This window comes from Mesorhizobium sp. B2-8-3 (assembly GCF_006440815.1).
In the GTDB taxonomy this organism is placed as follows: Bacteria; Pseudomonadota; Alphaproteobacteria; order Rhizobiales; family Rhizobiaceae; genus Mesorhizobium.
This window is the reverse complement of the sequence record NZ_VFTW01000034.1, coordinates 1-14,233: the sequence shown is the minus strand read 5'-3', so window position 1 is coordinate 14,233 and position 14,233 is coordinate 1. Positions and strand designations below refer to the sequence as shown.

The 14,233-nt window shown below is 63.7% G+C and carries 17 protein-coding genes; 10 read left to right on the top strand and 7 right to left on the bottom strand.

Annotated features, from left to right (window positions below):
- The first annotated feature begins 99 nt into the window (after positions 1-99).
- The 4 genes from FJ418_RS29275 to FJ418_RS29260 all read left to right on the top strand — a co-directional run bounded on the left by FJ418_RS29275 (position 100) and on the right by FJ418_RS29260 (position 3,639).
- Positions 100-1,005, top strand: coding sequence for a ribokinase (locus tag FJ418_RS29275; RefSeq protein ID WP_140871656.1), 906 nt, complete (start codon positions 100-102; stop codon positions 1,003-1,005).
- On the top strand, positions 1,005-2,462 hold the full coding sequence (locus FJ418_RS29270) for an amidase (RefSeq protein WP_210242119.1): 1,458 nt from the start codon (positions 1,005-1,007) through the stop codon (positions 2,460-2,462). Before FJ418_RS29275 ends, FJ418_RS29270 begins: the two co-directional genes overlap by 1 nt.
- A gap of 105 nt (positions 2,463-2,567) precedes the next feature.
- On the top strand, positions 2,568-3,182 hold the full coding sequence (locus tag FJ418_RS29265; protein ID WP_140871654.1) for a LysE family translocator: 615 nt from the start codon (positions 2,568-2,570) through the stop codon (positions 3,180-3,182).
- 76 nt (positions 3,183-3,258) lie between these two features.
- The gene (locus FJ418_RS29260; RefSeq protein WP_140871652.1) at positions 3,259-3,639 is read left to right on the top strand and encodes a hypothetical protein; all 381 of its coding nucleotides are present in this window, start codon (positions 3,259-3,261) and stop codon (positions 3,637-3,639) included.
- Positions 3,640-3,666: 27 nt separating this feature from the next.
- Here the strand turns inward: FJ418_RS29260 and FJ418_RS29255 are convergent, their stop codons facing one another.
- Complete coding sequence (locus tag FJ418_RS29255; RefSeq protein WP_140871650.1) at positions 3,667-4,611, bottom strand: nucleoside hydrolase; 945 nt, start codon at positions 4,609-4,611, stop codon at positions 3,667-3,669.
- A gap of 240 nt (positions 4,612-4,851) precedes the next feature.
- Between FJ418_RS29255 and FJ418_RS29250 the strand changes: the two genes are divergently transcribed.
- Positions 4,852-5,277, top strand: coding sequence for an Hsp20 family protein (locus FJ418_RS29250; RefSeq protein ID WP_140710216.1), 426 nt, complete (start codon positions 4,852-4,854; stop codon positions 5,275-5,277).
- Between the two features lie 63 nt (positions 5,278-5,340).
- The gene (locus tag FJ418_RS29245; RefSeq protein WP_140658061.1) at positions 5,341-5,598 is read left to right on the top strand and encodes a DUF1150 family protein; all 258 of its coding nucleotides are present in this window, start codon (positions 5,341-5,343) and stop codon (positions 5,596-5,598) included.
- An 86-nt stretch (positions 5,599-5,684) separates the two neighbouring features.
- Here FJ418_RS29245 and ptsN read toward each other — a convergent pair whose 3' ends face one another.
- The 6 genes from ptsN to lptC all read right to left on the bottom strand — a co-directional run bounded on the left by ptsN (position 5,685) and on the right by lptC (position 10,910).
- Positions 5,685-6,149 carry a PTS IIA-like nitrogen regulatory protein PtsN gene (ptsN, locus tag FJ418_RS29240; RefSeq protein ID WP_140644559.1) on the bottom strand — a complete coding sequence of 155 codons (465 nt, stop codon included), beginning with the start codon at positions 6,147-6,149 and terminating at the stop codon, positions 5,685-5,687.
- Between the two features lie 61 nt (positions 6,150-6,210).
- Positions 6,211-6,798: a ribosome-associated translation inhibitor RaiA gene (raiA, locus tag FJ418_RS29235; protein ID WP_140644560.1), complete on the bottom strand. Its 588-nt coding sequence runs from the start codon at positions 6,796-6,798 to the stop codon at positions 6,211-6,213.
- A 279-nt stretch (positions 6,799-7,077) separates the two neighbouring features.
- Complete coding sequence (rpoN, locus tag FJ418_RS29230) at positions 7,078-8,607, bottom strand: RNA polymerase factor sigma-54 (RefSeq protein ID WP_140871648.1); 1,530 nt, start codon at positions 8,605-8,607, stop codon at positions 7,078-7,080.
- Between the two features lie 191 nt (positions 8,608-8,798).
- Positions 8,799-9,617 (bottom strand): LPS export ABC transporter ATP-binding protein, encoded by an 819-nt coding sequence (gene lptB, locus FJ418_RS29225; protein WP_140644562.1) that lies wholly within the window; start codon positions 9,615-9,617, stop codon positions 8,799-8,801.
- Positions 9,617-10,210, bottom strand: coding sequence for an LptA/OstA family protein (locus FJ418_RS29220; RefSeq protein WP_140658057.1), 594 nt, complete (start codon positions 10,208-10,210; stop codon positions 9,617-9,619). Before FJ418_RS29220 ends, lptB begins: the two co-directional genes overlap by 1 nt.
- A complete protein-coding gene (lptC, locus tag FJ418_RS29215; protein WP_140644564.1) occupies positions 10,197-10,910 on the bottom strand; it encodes an LPS export ABC transporter periplasmic protein LptC in 714 nt (237 codons plus the stop codon). Before lptC ends, FJ418_RS29220 begins: the two co-directional genes overlap by 14 nt.
- Positions 10,911-11,300: 390 nt before the next feature.
- Here lptC and sppA point away from each other — a divergent pair, with 390 nt between their 5' ends.
- From sppA to FJ418_RS29195, 4 genes are all read left to right on the top strand, one after another.
- Positions 11,301-12,257 (top strand): signal peptide peptidase SppA, encoded by a 957-nt coding sequence (gene sppA, locus FJ418_RS29210; protein WP_140658054.1) that lies wholly within the window; start codon positions 11,301-11,303, stop codon positions 12,255-12,257.
- 76 nt (positions 12,258-12,333) lie between these two features.
- Positions 12,334-12,618 carry an integration host factor subunit beta gene (locus tag FJ418_RS29205; RefSeq protein ID WP_027165368.1) on the top strand — a complete coding sequence of 95 codons (285 nt, stop codon included), beginning with the start codon at positions 12,334-12,336 and terminating at the stop codon, positions 12,616-12,618.
- A gap of 61 nt (positions 12,619-12,679) precedes the next feature.
- Positions 12,680-13,012 (top strand): lipopolysaccharide assembly protein LapA domain-containing protein, encoded by a 333-nt coding sequence (locus FJ418_RS29200; RefSeq protein ID WP_140871646.1) that lies wholly within the window; start codon positions 12,680-12,682, stop codon positions 13,010-13,012.
- A gap of 79 nt (positions 13,013-13,091) precedes the next feature.
- Positions 13,092-14,054, top strand: coding sequence for an ornithine cyclodeaminase family protein (locus FJ418_RS29195; RefSeq protein ID WP_140871644.1), 963 nt, complete (start codon positions 13,092-13,094; stop codon positions 14,052-14,054).
- Positions 14,055-14,233: the final 179 nt, after the last annotated feature.

The following is a 14,233-nucleotide window of genomic DNA, read 5'->3' as shown; positions in this document are numbered from 1 at the left end:
TTCCTAGCACTTTGATTTTGCGCATGATCCTTTCTAAAATCGGTTCCGATTTTCGGGGGCATGCGTTAGCCTCCCGCGCAACCAGCGGGAGGCACTTTCTTGATTATCGTTGTCGGCTCTATCAACCTCGACCTCATCGCCAATGTCGACCGCTTGCCGGCGCCGGGCGAGACGGTGCGCGGTTCCGGCTTCGCCACCGCGCCCGGCGGCAAGGGCGCCAACCAGGCCCTGGCCGCGGCGCGCGCCGGCGCGCAAGTGCGCATGGTGGGCGCGGTCGGCAAGGATAGCTTTGCCGCCGAGGCGCTCGCTCTTCTCAAGGCCGGCAATGTCGATCTGTCCGGTGTCGGCCAGAGCTTCGCCTCCACCGGCACGGCGTTGATCCTGGTCGGCGCCGACGGAGAGAACGTCATCGCCGTCGTGCCGGGCGCCAATGATTCGGTGGTGCCGGGCGATATCGCCAAGGCCTTCCTCAAAAAGGGCGACGTCGTGCTCTTGCAGCATGAGATCCCGCTGCAGGCGGTCGAGGCCACACTCGACGCGGCGCGCGCGGCGGGCGCCGTCAGCGTGCTCAACACCGCCCCTTTCCGTGCCGAGGCCGCCAGCTTCGTCGGCAAGGCCGACTTTGCCGTCGCCAACGAAACCGAGTTCGATCTCTATGGCGAGGCGCTGGCGCTTTCGGGGCGCGATCGCCCTGCCCGCATGCGCGACTATGCCAAGAAGACAGGCCGCGCCATCGTCGTCACGCTCGGGGGCGACGGCGTGCTGGCCGCCACGCCGGACGATTTCCTCACGGTTCCGGCGCTGAAGATCACGCCGGTCGACACGGTCGGCGCGGGCGACACCTTCTGCGGTTATTTCGGCGCCGGCCTGTCGTCCGGCCTGCCGCTTCAGGAGGCGCTCACCCGCGCCGCCGCGGCCGGCTCGCTCGCCTGCCTCAAACCCGGCGCGCAGCCGGCAATTCCACCGGCAAAGGATGTCGATGCCGCCTTGGCGGCGGCGCGGTAATGGCCATGCGTCCCGTCACCAAGCACGCAGTGCCGCCGGCCGGCGATATCTGCCGCCTCCCCGCTGTCGAGCTTGCAGGGAAGATCAGGCAGCGCCATTTGTCGGCGCGCGAGGTGGCCGGCGCTTTCCTCGACCGCATCGAGGCGGTGAACCCGCTGGTCAACGCCGTCGTTTCGCTGCGCGAGCGCGCCGATATCCTGGCCGAGGCCGACAGGGCCGATGCTCATCTGGCCCACGGCGGCGAGGCCGGATCGCTCTTCGGCCTGCCGATCGCCATCAAGGACCTCGCCCTGACCAAGGAGCTCAGAACCACCTTCGGCTCGCCGATCTTCGCCGATTTCATCCCCGACGTGGACGATTTCTTCGTCGAGCGCGTCCGCAAGGCCGGCGCCATCATCATCGGCAAGACCAATGTCCCGGAATTCGGGCTGGGCTCCAACACCTACAATCCGGTCTTCGGGCCGACGCTCAACGCCTTCGACCCGGCGCTGACCGCCGGCGGCTCGAGCGGCGGCGCGGCCGTGGCGCTGGCGCTCGACATGGTGCCGGTCGCCGATGGCAGCGACTTCGGCGGCTCGCTGCGCAACCCGGCAGCCTACAACAATGTCTACGGCTTCCGTCCCTCGCAGGGCCTTGTGCCTGCAGGCCCGGACTTCGATGTCTTCCATTCGCAGATGGGCGTCGAAGGGCCGATGGGCCGCAACATTCGCGACATCGCGCTTTTGCTCGACGAACAGGCCGGCTATCACCCGCGCGCGCCGCTGTCATATGCCAAGGAGGGTTCGTTCCTCGACGGCTTGAGCGCGAAAGCGTCCGGCGGCCGCATCGCCTGGCTGGGCGACCTCGGCGGCCACCTGCCGACGGAACCGGGCGTGCTCGACCTTTGCGAGGCCGCGCTTGCCCGCTTCGCCGCTGCATCCTTCCGCAGCGAGGCCCTGGTTCCAGATGTCGATTTCGAGGCGCTCTGGCAGGCCTTTGTCACCTTGCGCCAGGCGAGCAGCGGCTGCGGGCTGAAGGCGCACTACGACGACCCGGCAAAACGCAAACTTCTGAAGCCCGAGGCTGTCTGGGAAGTGGAGCAGGCGATGGGCCTGACCGCGCCGCAGGTCCATGCCGCCAGCGTCCGGCGCACCTCGTGGCACCGAACGCTGCTTTCGCTGTTCGAGCGTTTCGACCTGATCGCGTTGCCGACCGCGCAGGTCTTCCCATTCGACGTCACGACCCACTGGCCGCGCGAGGTCGCGGGACGACCCATGGACAGCTATCACCGCTGGATGCAGGTCTCCGCCTTCGCCACCCTGGGCGGCTGCCCGGCGCTTAGCGTCCCGGCGGGGTTCGACGAGAAAGGCCGACCCATGGGCATGCAGTTGATCGGCCGCCCACGCGGCGACCTCGCTGTGCTCAAGGCTGGCGCCGCCTATGAGGCGATATTGCCGTGGACGGCGGGCGCCTGCTGAGCAGCCTCTGAATCGGGCAAGTCGGCACCGCTTGCGCCAACAGTGAAGCCGTGCATTGATCCAGCAGCCACCGCCGCATCACCTCTGTCCGTCCGAGGAAAGACCATGTCGCTGGAACTTTACGCAACCTATGTCGTTGCCTGCATCGTCATCATCCTGGTGCCCGGTCCGACGGTGACGCTGATCATCGCCAACAGCATCCGCCACGGCTCGCGCGCGGGCCTGGCCAACGTCGCCGGCACCCAGGCCGGGCTCGCGATCATGATCGCCATCGTCGGCATCGGCCTCAACACGCTGATCGCCGGCATGGGCCACTGGTTCGAGTGGGTGCGGCTGATCGGCGCCGCCTATCTGATCTGGATGGGCGTGCAGATGTTCCGCTCCAAGGGCACGCTCAATCCTGACGGAACGGCGAGAAAACCGCGCGGCGGCTTCTTCCTGCAGGGTTTTCTGGTGGCGATCAGCAATCCGAAGACCTTGGTCTTCTTCGGCGCCTTCTTCCCGCAGTTCATTGCGCCACAGGGCAATTACACGCTACAGATCGTCGTGATGGGCCTGACCGCGATGACCTTCGCCCCCATGTCGGATTCGACCTATGCCCTTGCCGCGGGCCGCGCCGGGCGCGTTCTGTCGGCCAGCCGCGTCAGGCTGATGTCCAGGATCAGCGGCAGCTTCCTGGTCGGCGGCGGGCTATGGCTGGCGTTTTCGAAGGCGAAGTGAGCGACGGACCCGCCGTCCCCCCAATTATTTTTGCAAGCATATTGAAGAGCTGTGAGCGCCCCCACAACTCTTGGTCATGAACAAGTCAAACGTTTCCTTTCGGAATCGCTTGCTTATTTGGCGATACGAGTACAGCGACGCCATCCTCGGCGTCGCTTTCTTCTGCGCCTTGGCACTGACGGTTGGGGCTTCCGTCTTAAGGCTGCAGAACGATCCTGTCGTTGCAACGCAACGTGTGACGGGCGTAGTTGAGCATGTCAGCTTGGCACCTATTAATCCCAAAGCCGCAGTTGGTCGCGGGATCTACTATATCTACGACGTCCGTCTTCAAGACGACAATGCGCTGGTCTTGGTCGATGGCGATGTGGGGACTCCTCACTCTATCGGCTCGATCATCCCCATCGAGCGGCAGCACCACAAGCGGGGCGTCGACACCTACCGATTGTTCAACGGGTGACGGCGCACGCCTTGTAATCCTCGACGGTCAGTTGAGTCGCCCCAGCCTCTCGACCAGCAGCGCGAAGAAGCCGTCATGGTCGATGTCACGCATCACCATGGCGTTCTTTTTCCGCTTGGTGACACCCCACCAGTCGATCACCGTCATGCCAATGGTGAGCTCCGACGCGGTCTCGACGCTGACGTTGCAGTGGCGGCCCTTGAACAGCTCCGGCTTGATCAGATAGGCGATCACGCACGGATCGTGCAGCGGTCCGCCATCGGTGCCGTATTTTTGCTCGTCGTAGCGCTCGAAAAACTCCAGCATCTCGGCGGTCGCGGTGCCGACCTTGGTGCCGAGCTGGCGGAAAGCCTGCGTGCGCTTGGACGTGGTCAGCGCCTTGTGGGTGACGTCGAGCGGCATCATCACGATCGGAATGCCCGACTTGAACACCAGATCGGCGGCCTGCGGGTCGACATAGATGTTGAATTCGGCGGCCGGCGTGACATTGCCGCCCTCGAAGAAGCCGCCGCCCATCAAGACGATTTCCTTGATGCGGGGCGCGATTCTCGGCTCGCGGATCAGCGCCAGCGCGATGTTGGTGAGCGGTCCGAGCGGGCAGAGCGTGATCGTGCCGCTTTCCTCGCGCATCAGCGTCTCGACGATGAAATCGACGGCGTATTGTTCCTGCAACGGCATGGTCGGCTCCGGCAGTTGCGGGCCGTTCAGGCCGGTCTTGCCGTGCACCTCCTCGGCGGTGACGAGTTCGCGCGCCAGCGGCCGGATGGCGCCGGCATGGACCTTGATGTCGGGCCGGCCGGCCAGTTCGCAGATCTTGCGGGCGTTGTTCTGGGTCAGTTTCAGCGGCACGTTGCCGGCAACCGCAGTGATGCCGACGATCTCCAGCTCCGAACTGCCGAGCGCCAGCAATATGGCGACGGCATCGTCCTGGCCGGGATCGGTGTCGATGATGATCTTTCTGGACTGGGGCATTTCAATTCCTTTGGGGAGTCTTTTTGGGCGGGATTTAGAGCATGATCCCGAAAAGTGGGACCGGTTTTCGGACAAGATCATGCTCCAACGAAGTGCTGAACCAGGATGGCGGTTCAACGAAACGTCATCCTGATTTCAGTGGCTTGAACTTGATCGCGCGGCGGACCATATCAAGACCATCGGGAAAAATGCCATCCGGGTTTTTCCAGTTTGTGTCGCTCTTCAGAGGACAGTGTAACAATGAGTCGAATGACGCCCTTCTCCAGCCCGCTTCTTCTGGGCTTCGATGCTATGGAAAAGACGCTTGAGCGTCTGGCGAAGTCCGGCGACAGCTATCCCCCGTACAATATCGAGCGCCTCAACGCCGCCGATGGCAAGGCCGAAAGGCTGCGCATCACGCTGGCCGTTGCCGGTTTCGCCGAGAGCGACCTCGATGTCACCACGGAGGAAAACCAGCTAATCGTGCGCGGACGTCAGACTGACGACACCGAGCGCGAATTCCTCCACCGCGGCATCGCCGCGCGCCAGTTCCAGCGCTGTTTCGTGCTGGCCGACGGCATGCGGGTGATCGCGGCGGAGCTGAAGAACGGCCTGTTGTCGGTCGATCTCGACCGGCCGGAGGCCGAGCGGCTGGTACGGAAAATAAACATATCGGTGAAAGACTGATCTTTGCCGATGGCTCTATGCGAGGCGGCCAATCCTGGCGTCCTCGCGCCAAGGAGGCTTGAAATGACCAGAACTGACGAAACGACCACCATGACCAGCGGCGAACTCGCCCATCTCGGCGAAGGTTCGGTCGCCTATCTCAGGAAAGTGTCGAGCGACGACCTGCGCGGCCGCTTCCCCGGCCTCGACGAAATCGCGCCCGGTATGGAGCTGTGGGCGCTGTTTGCCGCCAACGGCCAGCCGATCCTGCTTTCCGATGCCCGTGACCGGGCGCTGGCGGGTGCGCTGGAGAACGACCTGACCACAGTCGCGATCCACTAACGCGACCCCTGGCCTTCGAGACTCCTGGCCTTCGAAATTAAAAGGGCCGCCCACGGCGACCCTCCGAAGGTTTCAATCCTAAGATTTCAGGCCGCGTGCGAGGCCTGTGTGTCCGACAGCAAAGCGTGGATCGCCACCGCGTCGCGCGTCCCCCTGATCTTGGCCACCGTGTCGGCGTCGCGCAGCACCCGCGCGATGCGCGACAGCGCCTTGAGATGGTCGGCGCCGGCGCCTTCCGGAGCAAGCAGCAGGAACACCAGGTCGACCGGCTGGTCGTCGAGCGCCTCGAAATCGACCGGCGTTTCCAGTCGGGCGAAGACGCCGGCGATCCGCTTCACGCCGGCGAGCTTGCCGTGCGGAATGGCGATGCCGTTGCCGACGCCGGTCGAGCCCAGCCGCTCGCGCTGCAGGATGGTGTCGAACACCTCCCGTTCCGGAATCCCCGAAATCGCCGACGCCCTCTCCGACAGCAATTGCAGAAGCTGCTTTTTGGAATTCGCTTTCAACGCCGGCATGATCGCCGGGACGCTGATGAGATCACTGAGATCCATGCTTGAAAAATCCCTTGCTCGCCTGCCGCGCCAGTCGTCGCCCCCTCGCGCGGCTGGCTTTTTATCCCTGCGCGACTTTGGTCGTCGACGGATCGATCCAGCCGATATTGCCGTCCGGCCGGCGGTAGACGATGTTGAGATGGTCGGTTCCGGCGTTGCGGAACAAGAAGACCGGGCTGTCGCTGTTGTCGAGTTCGATGACCGCCGACGCCACCGACATGGTCCGCAGCGTCATGCTTGATTCGGCGACGATGACCGGAGCGAAGTCCTCCGGAATATCTTCCTCATCGTCGGTGAGAGGAGCCATCACGGTGTAGGCGATGTCGGTCGGCTCTTCGCCATTGCCGTTGCCCGTATTGCGCGACTTCAGCCGGCGCTTGTAGCGCCGCAGCCGTGTTTCAAGGCGGTCGGCGGCCGCCTCGAAGGCCAGCGTCGGATCCTGGGCGTCGCCGGTCGCCTGCAGCGAAGCGCCGGAATCGAGCCGGACCATGCAGTCGGCGGAGAAACGCGACCCCGATTTGATGACCGTGACATGTCCTGAAAAACCCCGATCGAAATATTTCTCGATCGCCTCGCCGACCCGGTCGTTGATGCGCGTACGGAACGCATCGCCGATGTCCATGTGTTTTCCCGAAATGCGTAGATTCATCTGAAAACTGACCTTCCTTGCTCAGGCTTCAAACTGTTCCCGAGTTTATACCCGTGGTGCGCGCGCACAAGCTTTGCAGCGGCATGCGCGCCGATTTTAGACCCGAACTTTCCGGTTGATCACAAGTCGCCTTCTTGGCCGTCCGCGGCCTTGTCTGACGGACCCATTCGCAAGCTGGCATTACCGCCCTGCTCATGCGGGCGGGCTTCTAGCCACTTCATTGCGGCTTGTCAATCAAGCATGGGAATTGTGGAGAATAGTCGAGATTCCGGGGGCGGCCTAGCGGCCGGCGTTCGCCAGCGCTCGCTTCTCCCGCCGCCGCTGCACCGACGATGGGATGTTCATGCCTTCGCGGTATTTCGCGACGGTACGGCGCGCGATATCGACGCCGCTTTCCCTGAGCATGTCGACGATGGCGTCGTCGGAAAGCACGTCGGCGGGCTTTTCCTCGTCGATCATCTGCTTGATGCGGTCGCGCACGGCCTCGGACGAATGCGCTTCGCCGCCTTCGGCCGAGGCGATCGACGCGGTGAAGAAATAGCGCAGCTCGAAAACGCCGCGCGGCGTCAGCATGTATTTGTTGGCGGTGACGCGGCTGACGGTCGATTCATGCATGCCGATGGCGTCGGCCACTGTGCGCAGGTTGAGCGGCTTGAGGTGGCGCACGCCGTGGACGAGGAAGGCATCCTGCTGCCGCACGATCTCGGACGCCACTTTGAGGATGGTCTTGGCCCGTTGGTCGAGACTGCGCGTCAGCCAGTTGGCGTTCTGCAGGCATTCGGCGAGAAAGTCCTTTTCCGCCTGGTCCTTGGCGTGGCTCGAAATGCGGGCGAAGTAGACATTGTCCACCAGCACGCGCGGCAGCGTGTCGGCGTTGAGCTCCACCGCCCAGCTGCCGTCATTGGCGGCGCGGACCTCGACATCGGCGACGATCGCATCGCTCGCGCCGCCCGAAAACGCCAGGCCGGGGCGCGGATCGAGCGCGCGGATCTCGGCCAGCATGTCGAGCAGATCCTCCTCGTCGACGCCGCAGATGCGTTTCAGCGTCTGGAAATCCCGCCGCGCCAGAAGCTCCAGATTGGCGACCAGCGCCTTCATCGCCGGATCGAGCCGGTCGCGCGCAGCAAGCTGCAGCGACAGGCACTCGGCAAGGTCGCGCGCGAAAAGTCCCACCGGCTCGAAGGTCTGGCAGACGCCAAGCACATGCGCCATCGCCGCCTTATCCGCGCCGAGCCGGACCGCGATCTCATCGAGTTCGGTGCGCAAATAACCGGCTTCGTCGAGCCCGTCGGCCAACTCACCCGCGATCAGCCGCTCGCCGGGGCTGAGCGAAGCAAGCGCGATCTGCTCGCCGACATGCTCGCGCAGCGTAATGGCGGCCGCGGCCATGTCGCCGACGTCGAACCCCTCGGACGATGCTGCGCCCGCGCCGCCCCCAGCGGCCGACTTCCATTGCGCCGTGAGATCCGGCCCCAGCCTCTCGCTGGTGCCTGGATCGTCGGGAAACAGGTTCTCCAGGGAAGAATCGAGCTTTTGCGAGATCGCTTCCGCGCTCCACTCCGTCTCGCCCTCGAACCAATCGCCTTCGGTATCCTTTTCCGGCGACGCCTCGCTTTTCTGGGATAGATCGCCGGCGGCATCGTCCTGCGGTTCGGCCCGTTCCAGCAGCGGGTTGCGCTCGATCTCCTCGTCGATGAAGCGCTCGAGCTCGACATGGGTGAGCTGCAGCAGCCGGATCGACTGCATCAGCTGCGGCGTCATCACCAGCGACTGGGACTGTCTGAGCTGCAGTTTGGCTGCCAGCGCCATGGTGTGATTCAAACACCTCGTCTACGCATCGGACTGTGCCGAAGCAGATTTTCCCGGCCAGGCATAGAAACTGGCCCGGCTTTTGCTTGTCAAGGAAAACGCTAGCAGTTGCGGCTTACCGGAGCGTTATCGAGCGCTAAAATGACCGAAAGCCGTGACGCGGCCATCGAAACCGCGTCGGAACCCGCGGGTCAGAGCGTAAAACCCTCGCCGAGATAGAGACGCCGCACATCGGCGTTGGCGACGATCTCATCGGCGCGGCCATGCGTCAGCACCTGGCCGGCATGGATGATGTAGGCGCGGTCGATCAGGCCGAGCGTCTCGCGCACATTGTGGTCGGTGATCAAGACGCCGATGCCGCGCGCCGTGAGATGGCGAACGAGCTGCTGGATGTCGGCGACGGCGATCGGGTCGATGCCGGCGAAGGGCTCGTCGAGCAGCATATAGGCCGGCCGCGTCGCCAGCGCCCGCGCGATTTCAAGGCGACGCCGTTCGCCGCCCGACAGCGACATGGACGGCGCCTTGCGCAGATGGCTGATGTGAAACTCCTCGAGCAGTTCGTCGAGCGTGCGCTCGCGTTCCTTGCGGCTCTTTTCCACCACCTCCAGCACGGCGCGAATGTTCTGCTCGACATTCAGGCCGCGAAAGATCGACGCTTCCTGCGGCAGGTAGCCGATGCCGAGGCGAGCACGCCGGTACATCGGCATCGAGGTGACATCGAAGCCGTCGATTTCGATCGAACCTTCGTCGACGGGAACAAGGCCGGTGACCATGTAGAAACAGGTGGTCTTGCCTGCGCCGTTGGGGCCGAGCAGGCCGACCGCCTCGCCGGCGCGCACGCCGAGCGTCACCCCGCTCACCACCTTGCGGCCCTTGTAGCTCTTGGTCAGCCCCTTGGCGATCAGGGTGCCCTTGAACTTCGCCTTGTCGGTGCCGACCGTCGCCGGCGCAGCGGGTTGTGCGGCCGCCCGTCCCGGAAGACGAGCCAGCAGCGAAGTCACGCCGGCCATTAGTTGCTCGACGCTCCCTGCTGCTGCGCGTCCTGTTTCTGCGGCTTGAACATCATGATGACGCGCGGACAGCCCTCGACGTTGCCGAGGCCGCTCTTCATCTGCACGGTGAGCTTGCAGCCCTTGAGCACATTGTCGCCCTGCGACAGCACCACTTCCTTGCCCGAAAGCACCAGCACCTGCGTCTTCATGTCGAATTTGCCGGTGTCGCCGGTGGCGATCTGGTCGTTCGATTTGATGTAGACTTTGTTCTCGACCTCGAGGTGGTCGATATTGGCCGCGCCCGTCATCGCCGACGCGCCGGCCGCCGCGCTTTTGTCAGCTTTTGGGTCCTTGACGTAGTAGACCGTCATCTTGCCGGCTTTGAGCAGGGTCGGCCCTTGATTGACGGTGACGTTGCCGCTGAATATGGCCATGCTGTCGGCCTGGCGGACCTCAAGCTTATCGCTTTCGATCTGGATCGGCTGGTCGCCTGACAGTTTCAACCCCGGGATCTGGCTGGTCGCGCTCGATTGCGCGAACGAATGCACGGTTGCCAAAAGCAGCAATGCGGAAGCAGCGCCCGGAAGCCATGCGGATTTACTGCGACGCATTCTGTTCTCCACCGTTTACCCCCGCTGCCTTCAGCGCAGTTGGATCTATGTTGACGCGAACCCGGTTCTCGAAGACCACGAGCCTGCCATTGTCCTCGACCGACATCGAATCCGCGGTGATGCGCGACCCGCCGCGGCTGACGTCGACCGGATTGCTCGTCTTCATAGAGCCTTTGCCCATGTCTAGGAAGATCGATTTGAACTTCGCCACCAGGCCGTCCGTCGTCGTCACGCTGACCTCGCTGGTCAGGTCCATCGTATTGGCGTCGCGATTGTAGATACCGTGCGCAGCGTCGACCGACACGATGTTGTCGGTAGCGACGGGCAGTTTGGCATTGATGCCGTCGAGGTCGATGACGGCTTGCTGCCCGACATCCTGCGTCGCCCGGGTCGCCGTAAGCGAATAGGGCAGCTTCTGCTTGGTGAAGCCGTTGAGCTTCGGATTGGCCATCACCAGCTTGCCGTCGGAGAACGCCGTACCATCGGCCTGCACCGAGACGGACAGGGGCGCCTTGAGGTAGGAGTAGACCGGAAAGGCGACGGCGATCGCGACCGCGAGCAGCGGCACGGCGAATTTCAGCACGCGGACGCGGCGGGAGTGCCGCTGCGCGCGGTTGAAGGCATCGCCACGCGTGCCGTCTTGGCTCGCGGGAGCCGATGCCTCACCGGCATCGCTCGTTTCGTCAGATCGCGCCAACATGACTTTTCTAATGGACCTTTGCCCGCCCAAACACCGCCTATAGGTGGTATGCCGGCACCTACAAGCAAGCACAAGCGGAGGAAAACTGCAAAAATGTGACAACTGCCGCCCGCAAAATCGAGAGGAATCCGGCGAGACGGCTTGTACTTCATAGCAGATACGGACTGCTTGCGTTAATTTTTCGTGAGGCCGGCGTCAACGCCGAAGCCCCAAACCAGGTCTTTCAAGGCAATTCCAGGACAAGTCCGAGCGGTTTTCCGACGGGAATTGCATCAGGACAAGGAATAGTGCGTATCACCATTCCGTGAAGCGGTGACCGCTCCAGGAAACGGTAGCCGTGCGCCGAGGCTTGCTTTAAAAGCGTGCTTCCACCCATCCACGAGGCTGACGATGGCAATGAGAGCCGACGACCTGATCGACCGCCGCCGCTTGCGCCGCAAGCTGACGTTCTGGCGCGTCGCCGCGTTTCTGGTTCTGGCGGCTGCAATTATCGCCTTCTCGGCCTGGGTCTATGACGACAATTTTACCGGCCGGGCAGTGCCTCATATCGCCAAGGTCAAGATTGAAGGCACCATCACCGAAGACGAGGAACTGCTCAAAAGGCTGGAAGCTATCCGCACGTCGCCGGAGGTGAAGGGCGTCATCCTCTCGATCGATTCGCCCGGAGGCACCACGGTCGGCGGAGAGTCGATCTTCGATCAGGTGCGCAAGCTTGCCGGCGACAAGCCGGTGGTGGCCGAAGTCGGCACGCTGGCGGCATCCGCCGGCTACATGATCGCCAGCGCCGCCGACCACATCGTCGCCCGCAAGACCTCCATCGTCGGCTCTATCGGGGTGCTGATCCAGTATCCGGACGTCAGCGGCCTCATGGATAAGCTCGGCATCAAGCTTGAGGAAGTGAAATCGTCGCCGCTCAAGGCTTCGCCCTCGCCCTTCAAGCCGACCAATGACGACGAGCGCGCCATGGTGCGCAAGCTGATCCTCGACAGTTACGACTGGTTCGTCGGCATCGTCGCCGACCGCCGCAAGATGACGCATGATCAGGCGCTGGCGTTGGCCGACGGTTCGATCTTCACCGGCCGCCAGGCTTTGGCCAACCATCTGGTCGACGCCGTCGGCGGCGAGCAGGAGGCGATCGACTGGCTGGCGACAAAGGGCGTGGACGGCAAGCTCAAGGTCGTCGAGTGGAAGGACAAGGACAGGCGCGGCGGTTTCCTGTTTTCCCAGTCGATGGCAAAAATGGCGGCCAAGGCGCTCGGCCTGCCCGATGCCGGCGGCGATGTCATTCACGAGCTCGGTGCCGACCGCTTGTTTCTTGACGGTCTCGTTTCGGTCTGGCACCCTTGAGGGCCGTTGGTACCAGCCAAAAAAGCAATAAAATCATCCTGATAATCGATCGCTGTGGTTTTACGGGGAACGTTGTATGATCAAATCCGAGCTTGTGCAGATCATTGCTGCACGCAACCCGCACCTTTTTCTGCGCGATGTCGAAAACATCGTCGGCGCGATCTTTGACGAGATCACCGATGCGCTTGCCGAGGGCAACCGGGTCGAATTGCGCGGTTTCGGCGCCTTTTCGGTGAAAAACCGTCCCGCCCGCACCGGCCGCAATCCGCGCACCGGCGAATCCGTCGAAGTCGAGGAAAAGTGGGTGCCGTTCTTCAAGACCGGCAAGGAGTTGCGCGAAAGGCTGAACGGCGGCAAATAGGCGCCGCGCCGGCGGGTTGAAACGGGATCTTGGCGCAAAGCCGCTTCACCATGGAGATCTGATGTTCAATCGCTTCATCCTCGTCGTGGTCTTCGTGCCGCTGGCAATCATCCTGATCGCGCTCGCCGTCGCCAACCGCGGCGCCGTCGCCTTCACGGTCGACCCATTCCATCCCGGCAACCCGGCGCTGACGCTGAGCCTGCCGCTTTTCATCCTCCTGTTCCTGGCTTTGGCCATCGGCATGGTCGTTGGCAGCTTGGCCACCTGGGTGAAGCAGGGTCGCTATCGCAAGCTCGCGCGCCAGCGCGGCCTCGAGGCGGAGAACCTGCGCCAGGCGGTGAGCCGCGCGCCCGTGGCGCCCAACGGACCGGCGCTGCCCAGGCCGACGAATTAGAGTATGATGCCGAAAACCGCGAAGCGGCTTTCGGGCGACATCATGCTCAATCTTTAGCTAACGCCTCACGGAGCCTCCGATGCTGACCATTTCGGCCGCCGAGGTCGACCGCGCGCTGACCTTTCCGGGCCTTGTCGAGACATTGCGCACCGCCTTCCGCGAAGGCGCCGTGCAGCCGGTTCGCCATCATCATGGCGTGGAGCGCCCGGATGGCGCCGCCTCGACCCTGCTTTTGATGCCGGCCTGGACCGACTTCAACGCCGCCGGCACCTCTGCGGGAGGCCATATCGGCGTCAAGATCGTCACCGTGTCGCCGGACAACAACACAAAAGGCAAGCCGGCGGTGATGGGCCTCTACCTTTTGCTGGACGGCGTCACCGGCGAGCCGCAGGCGTTGATCGACGGCCAGCGGCTGACCCAGTGGCGCACGACCTGCGCCTCGGCGCTCGCCGCCTCCTATCTCGCCCGCAAGGACGCCTCGCGGCTTCTGGTGATCGGCGCCGGCGCGCTGTCGCCCTTCCTTGCTAAGGCGCATTCGGCGGTCCGGCCGATCACATCCATCCGCATCTGGAACCGCACGCCGGCCAATGCCGAAAAGGTGGCAGCCGCCTTGCGCGCCGAAGGCTTTCCGGCGAGTGCCGCCGGCGATCTCGACGCCGAGCTTGCCGAGGCCGACATCGTCGCCTCGGCGACGATCTCGAACACGCCGCTGGTCAAGGGCGCGCTGCTGAAACCGGGCGCCCATGTCGATCTCGTCGGCGGCTTCACGCCCGATATGCGCGAGGCCGATGACGACGCCATTTCCCGCGCCCGCGTCTATGTCGACACCCGCGCCGGCGCCACCAAGGAGGCGGGCGACATCGTCCAGCCGCTGGCCTCGGGCGTGCTGAAGCCGGAAGCGATCGTCGCCGATCTGCACGAACTCGCGCGCGGCGAGAAACAGGGCCGGCAAGACGACAGCGAGATCACGCTGTTCAAGTCGGTTGGCGCGGCGCTTGAGGATCTCGCCGCCGGCATCGCCGTCTACAAGGCGCTCAAGTAGCCGCTAATGCATGTCGCGCAAAAGTGACCTCGGTTTGGAGTGCGCCCCTGGGGGTGGACAATGATCAGGCCGCTGTTTTGCCAGTCTGCCGGATGTGTTGATCTCGAACTGCTGCGGGCTCAGATAACCGAGCGCTGAATGAAGTCTGCGGGTGTTGTAAACCTCCTCTATGAAGCGGG

What these genes read in the sequence shown, in the direction of transcription:
- FJ418_RS29205 (WP_027165368.1), top strand. Translation starts at nt 12,334, where the DNA reads ATGATCAAATCCGAGCTTGTGCAGATCATTGCTGCACGCAACCCGCAC.
- raiA (WP_140644560.1), bottom strand. Translation starts at nt 6,798, where the DNA reads ATGAATCTACGCATTTCGGGAAAACACATGGACATCGGCGATGCGTTC.
- FJ418_RS29200 (WP_140871646.1), top strand. Translation starts at nt 12,680, where the DNA reads ATGTTCAATCGCTTCATCCTCGTCGTGGTCTTCGTGCCGCTGGCAATC.
- FJ418_RS29265 (WP_140871654.1), top strand. Translation starts at nt 2,568, where the DNA reads ATGTCGCTGGAACTTTACGCAACCTATGTCGTTGCCTGCATCGTCATC.
- lptC (WP_140644564.1), bottom strand. Translation starts at nt 10,910, where the DNA reads ATGTTGGCGCGATCTGACGAAACGAGCGATGCCGGTGAGGCATCGGCT.
- sppA (WP_140658054.1), top strand. Translation starts at nt 11,301, where the DNA reads ATGGCAATGAGAGCCGACGACCTGATCGACCGCCGCCGCTTGCGCCGC.
- FJ418_RS29260 (WP_140871652.1), top strand. Translation starts at nt 3,259, where the DNA reads ATGAACAAGTCAAACGTTTCCTTTCGGAATCGCTTGCTTATTTGGCGA.
- FJ418_RS29245 (WP_140658061.1), top strand. Translation starts at nt 5,341, where the DNA reads ATGACCAGAACTGACGAAACGACCACCATGACCAGCGGCGAACTCGCC.
- FJ418_RS29220 (WP_140658057.1), bottom strand. Translation starts at nt 10,210, where the DNA reads ATGCGTCGCAGTAAATCCGCATGGCTTCCGGGCGCTGCTTCCGCATTG.
- FJ418_RS29255 (WP_140871650.1), bottom strand. Translation starts at nt 4,611, where the DNA reads ATGCCCCAGTCCAGAAAGATCATCATCGACACCGATCCCGGCCAGGAC.
- FJ418_RS29250 (WP_140710216.1), top strand. Translation starts at nt 4,852, where the DNA reads ATGAGTCGAATGACGCCCTTCTCCAGCCCGCTTCTTCTGGGCTTCGAT.
- FJ418_RS29270 (WP_210242119.1), top strand. Translation starts at nt 1,005, where the DNA reads ATGGCCATGCGTCCCGTCACCAAGCACGCAGTGCCGCCGGCCGGCGAT.
- lptB (WP_140644562.1), bottom strand. Translation starts at nt 9,617, where the DNA reads ATGGCCGGCGTGACTTCGCTGCTGGCTCGTCTTCCGGGACGGGCGGCC.
- ptsN (WP_140644559.1), bottom strand. Translation starts at nt 6,149, where the DNA reads ATGGATCTCAGTGATCTCATCAGCGTCCCGGCGATCATGCCGGCGTTG.
- rpoN (WP_140871648.1), bottom strand. Translation starts at nt 8,607, where the DNA reads ATGGCGCTGGCAGCCAAACTGCAGCTCAGACAGTCCCAGTCGCTGGTG.
- FJ418_RS29195 (WP_140871644.1), top strand. Translation starts at nt 13,092, where the DNA reads ATGCTGACCATTTCGGCCGCCGAGGTCGACCGCGCGCTGACCTTTCCG.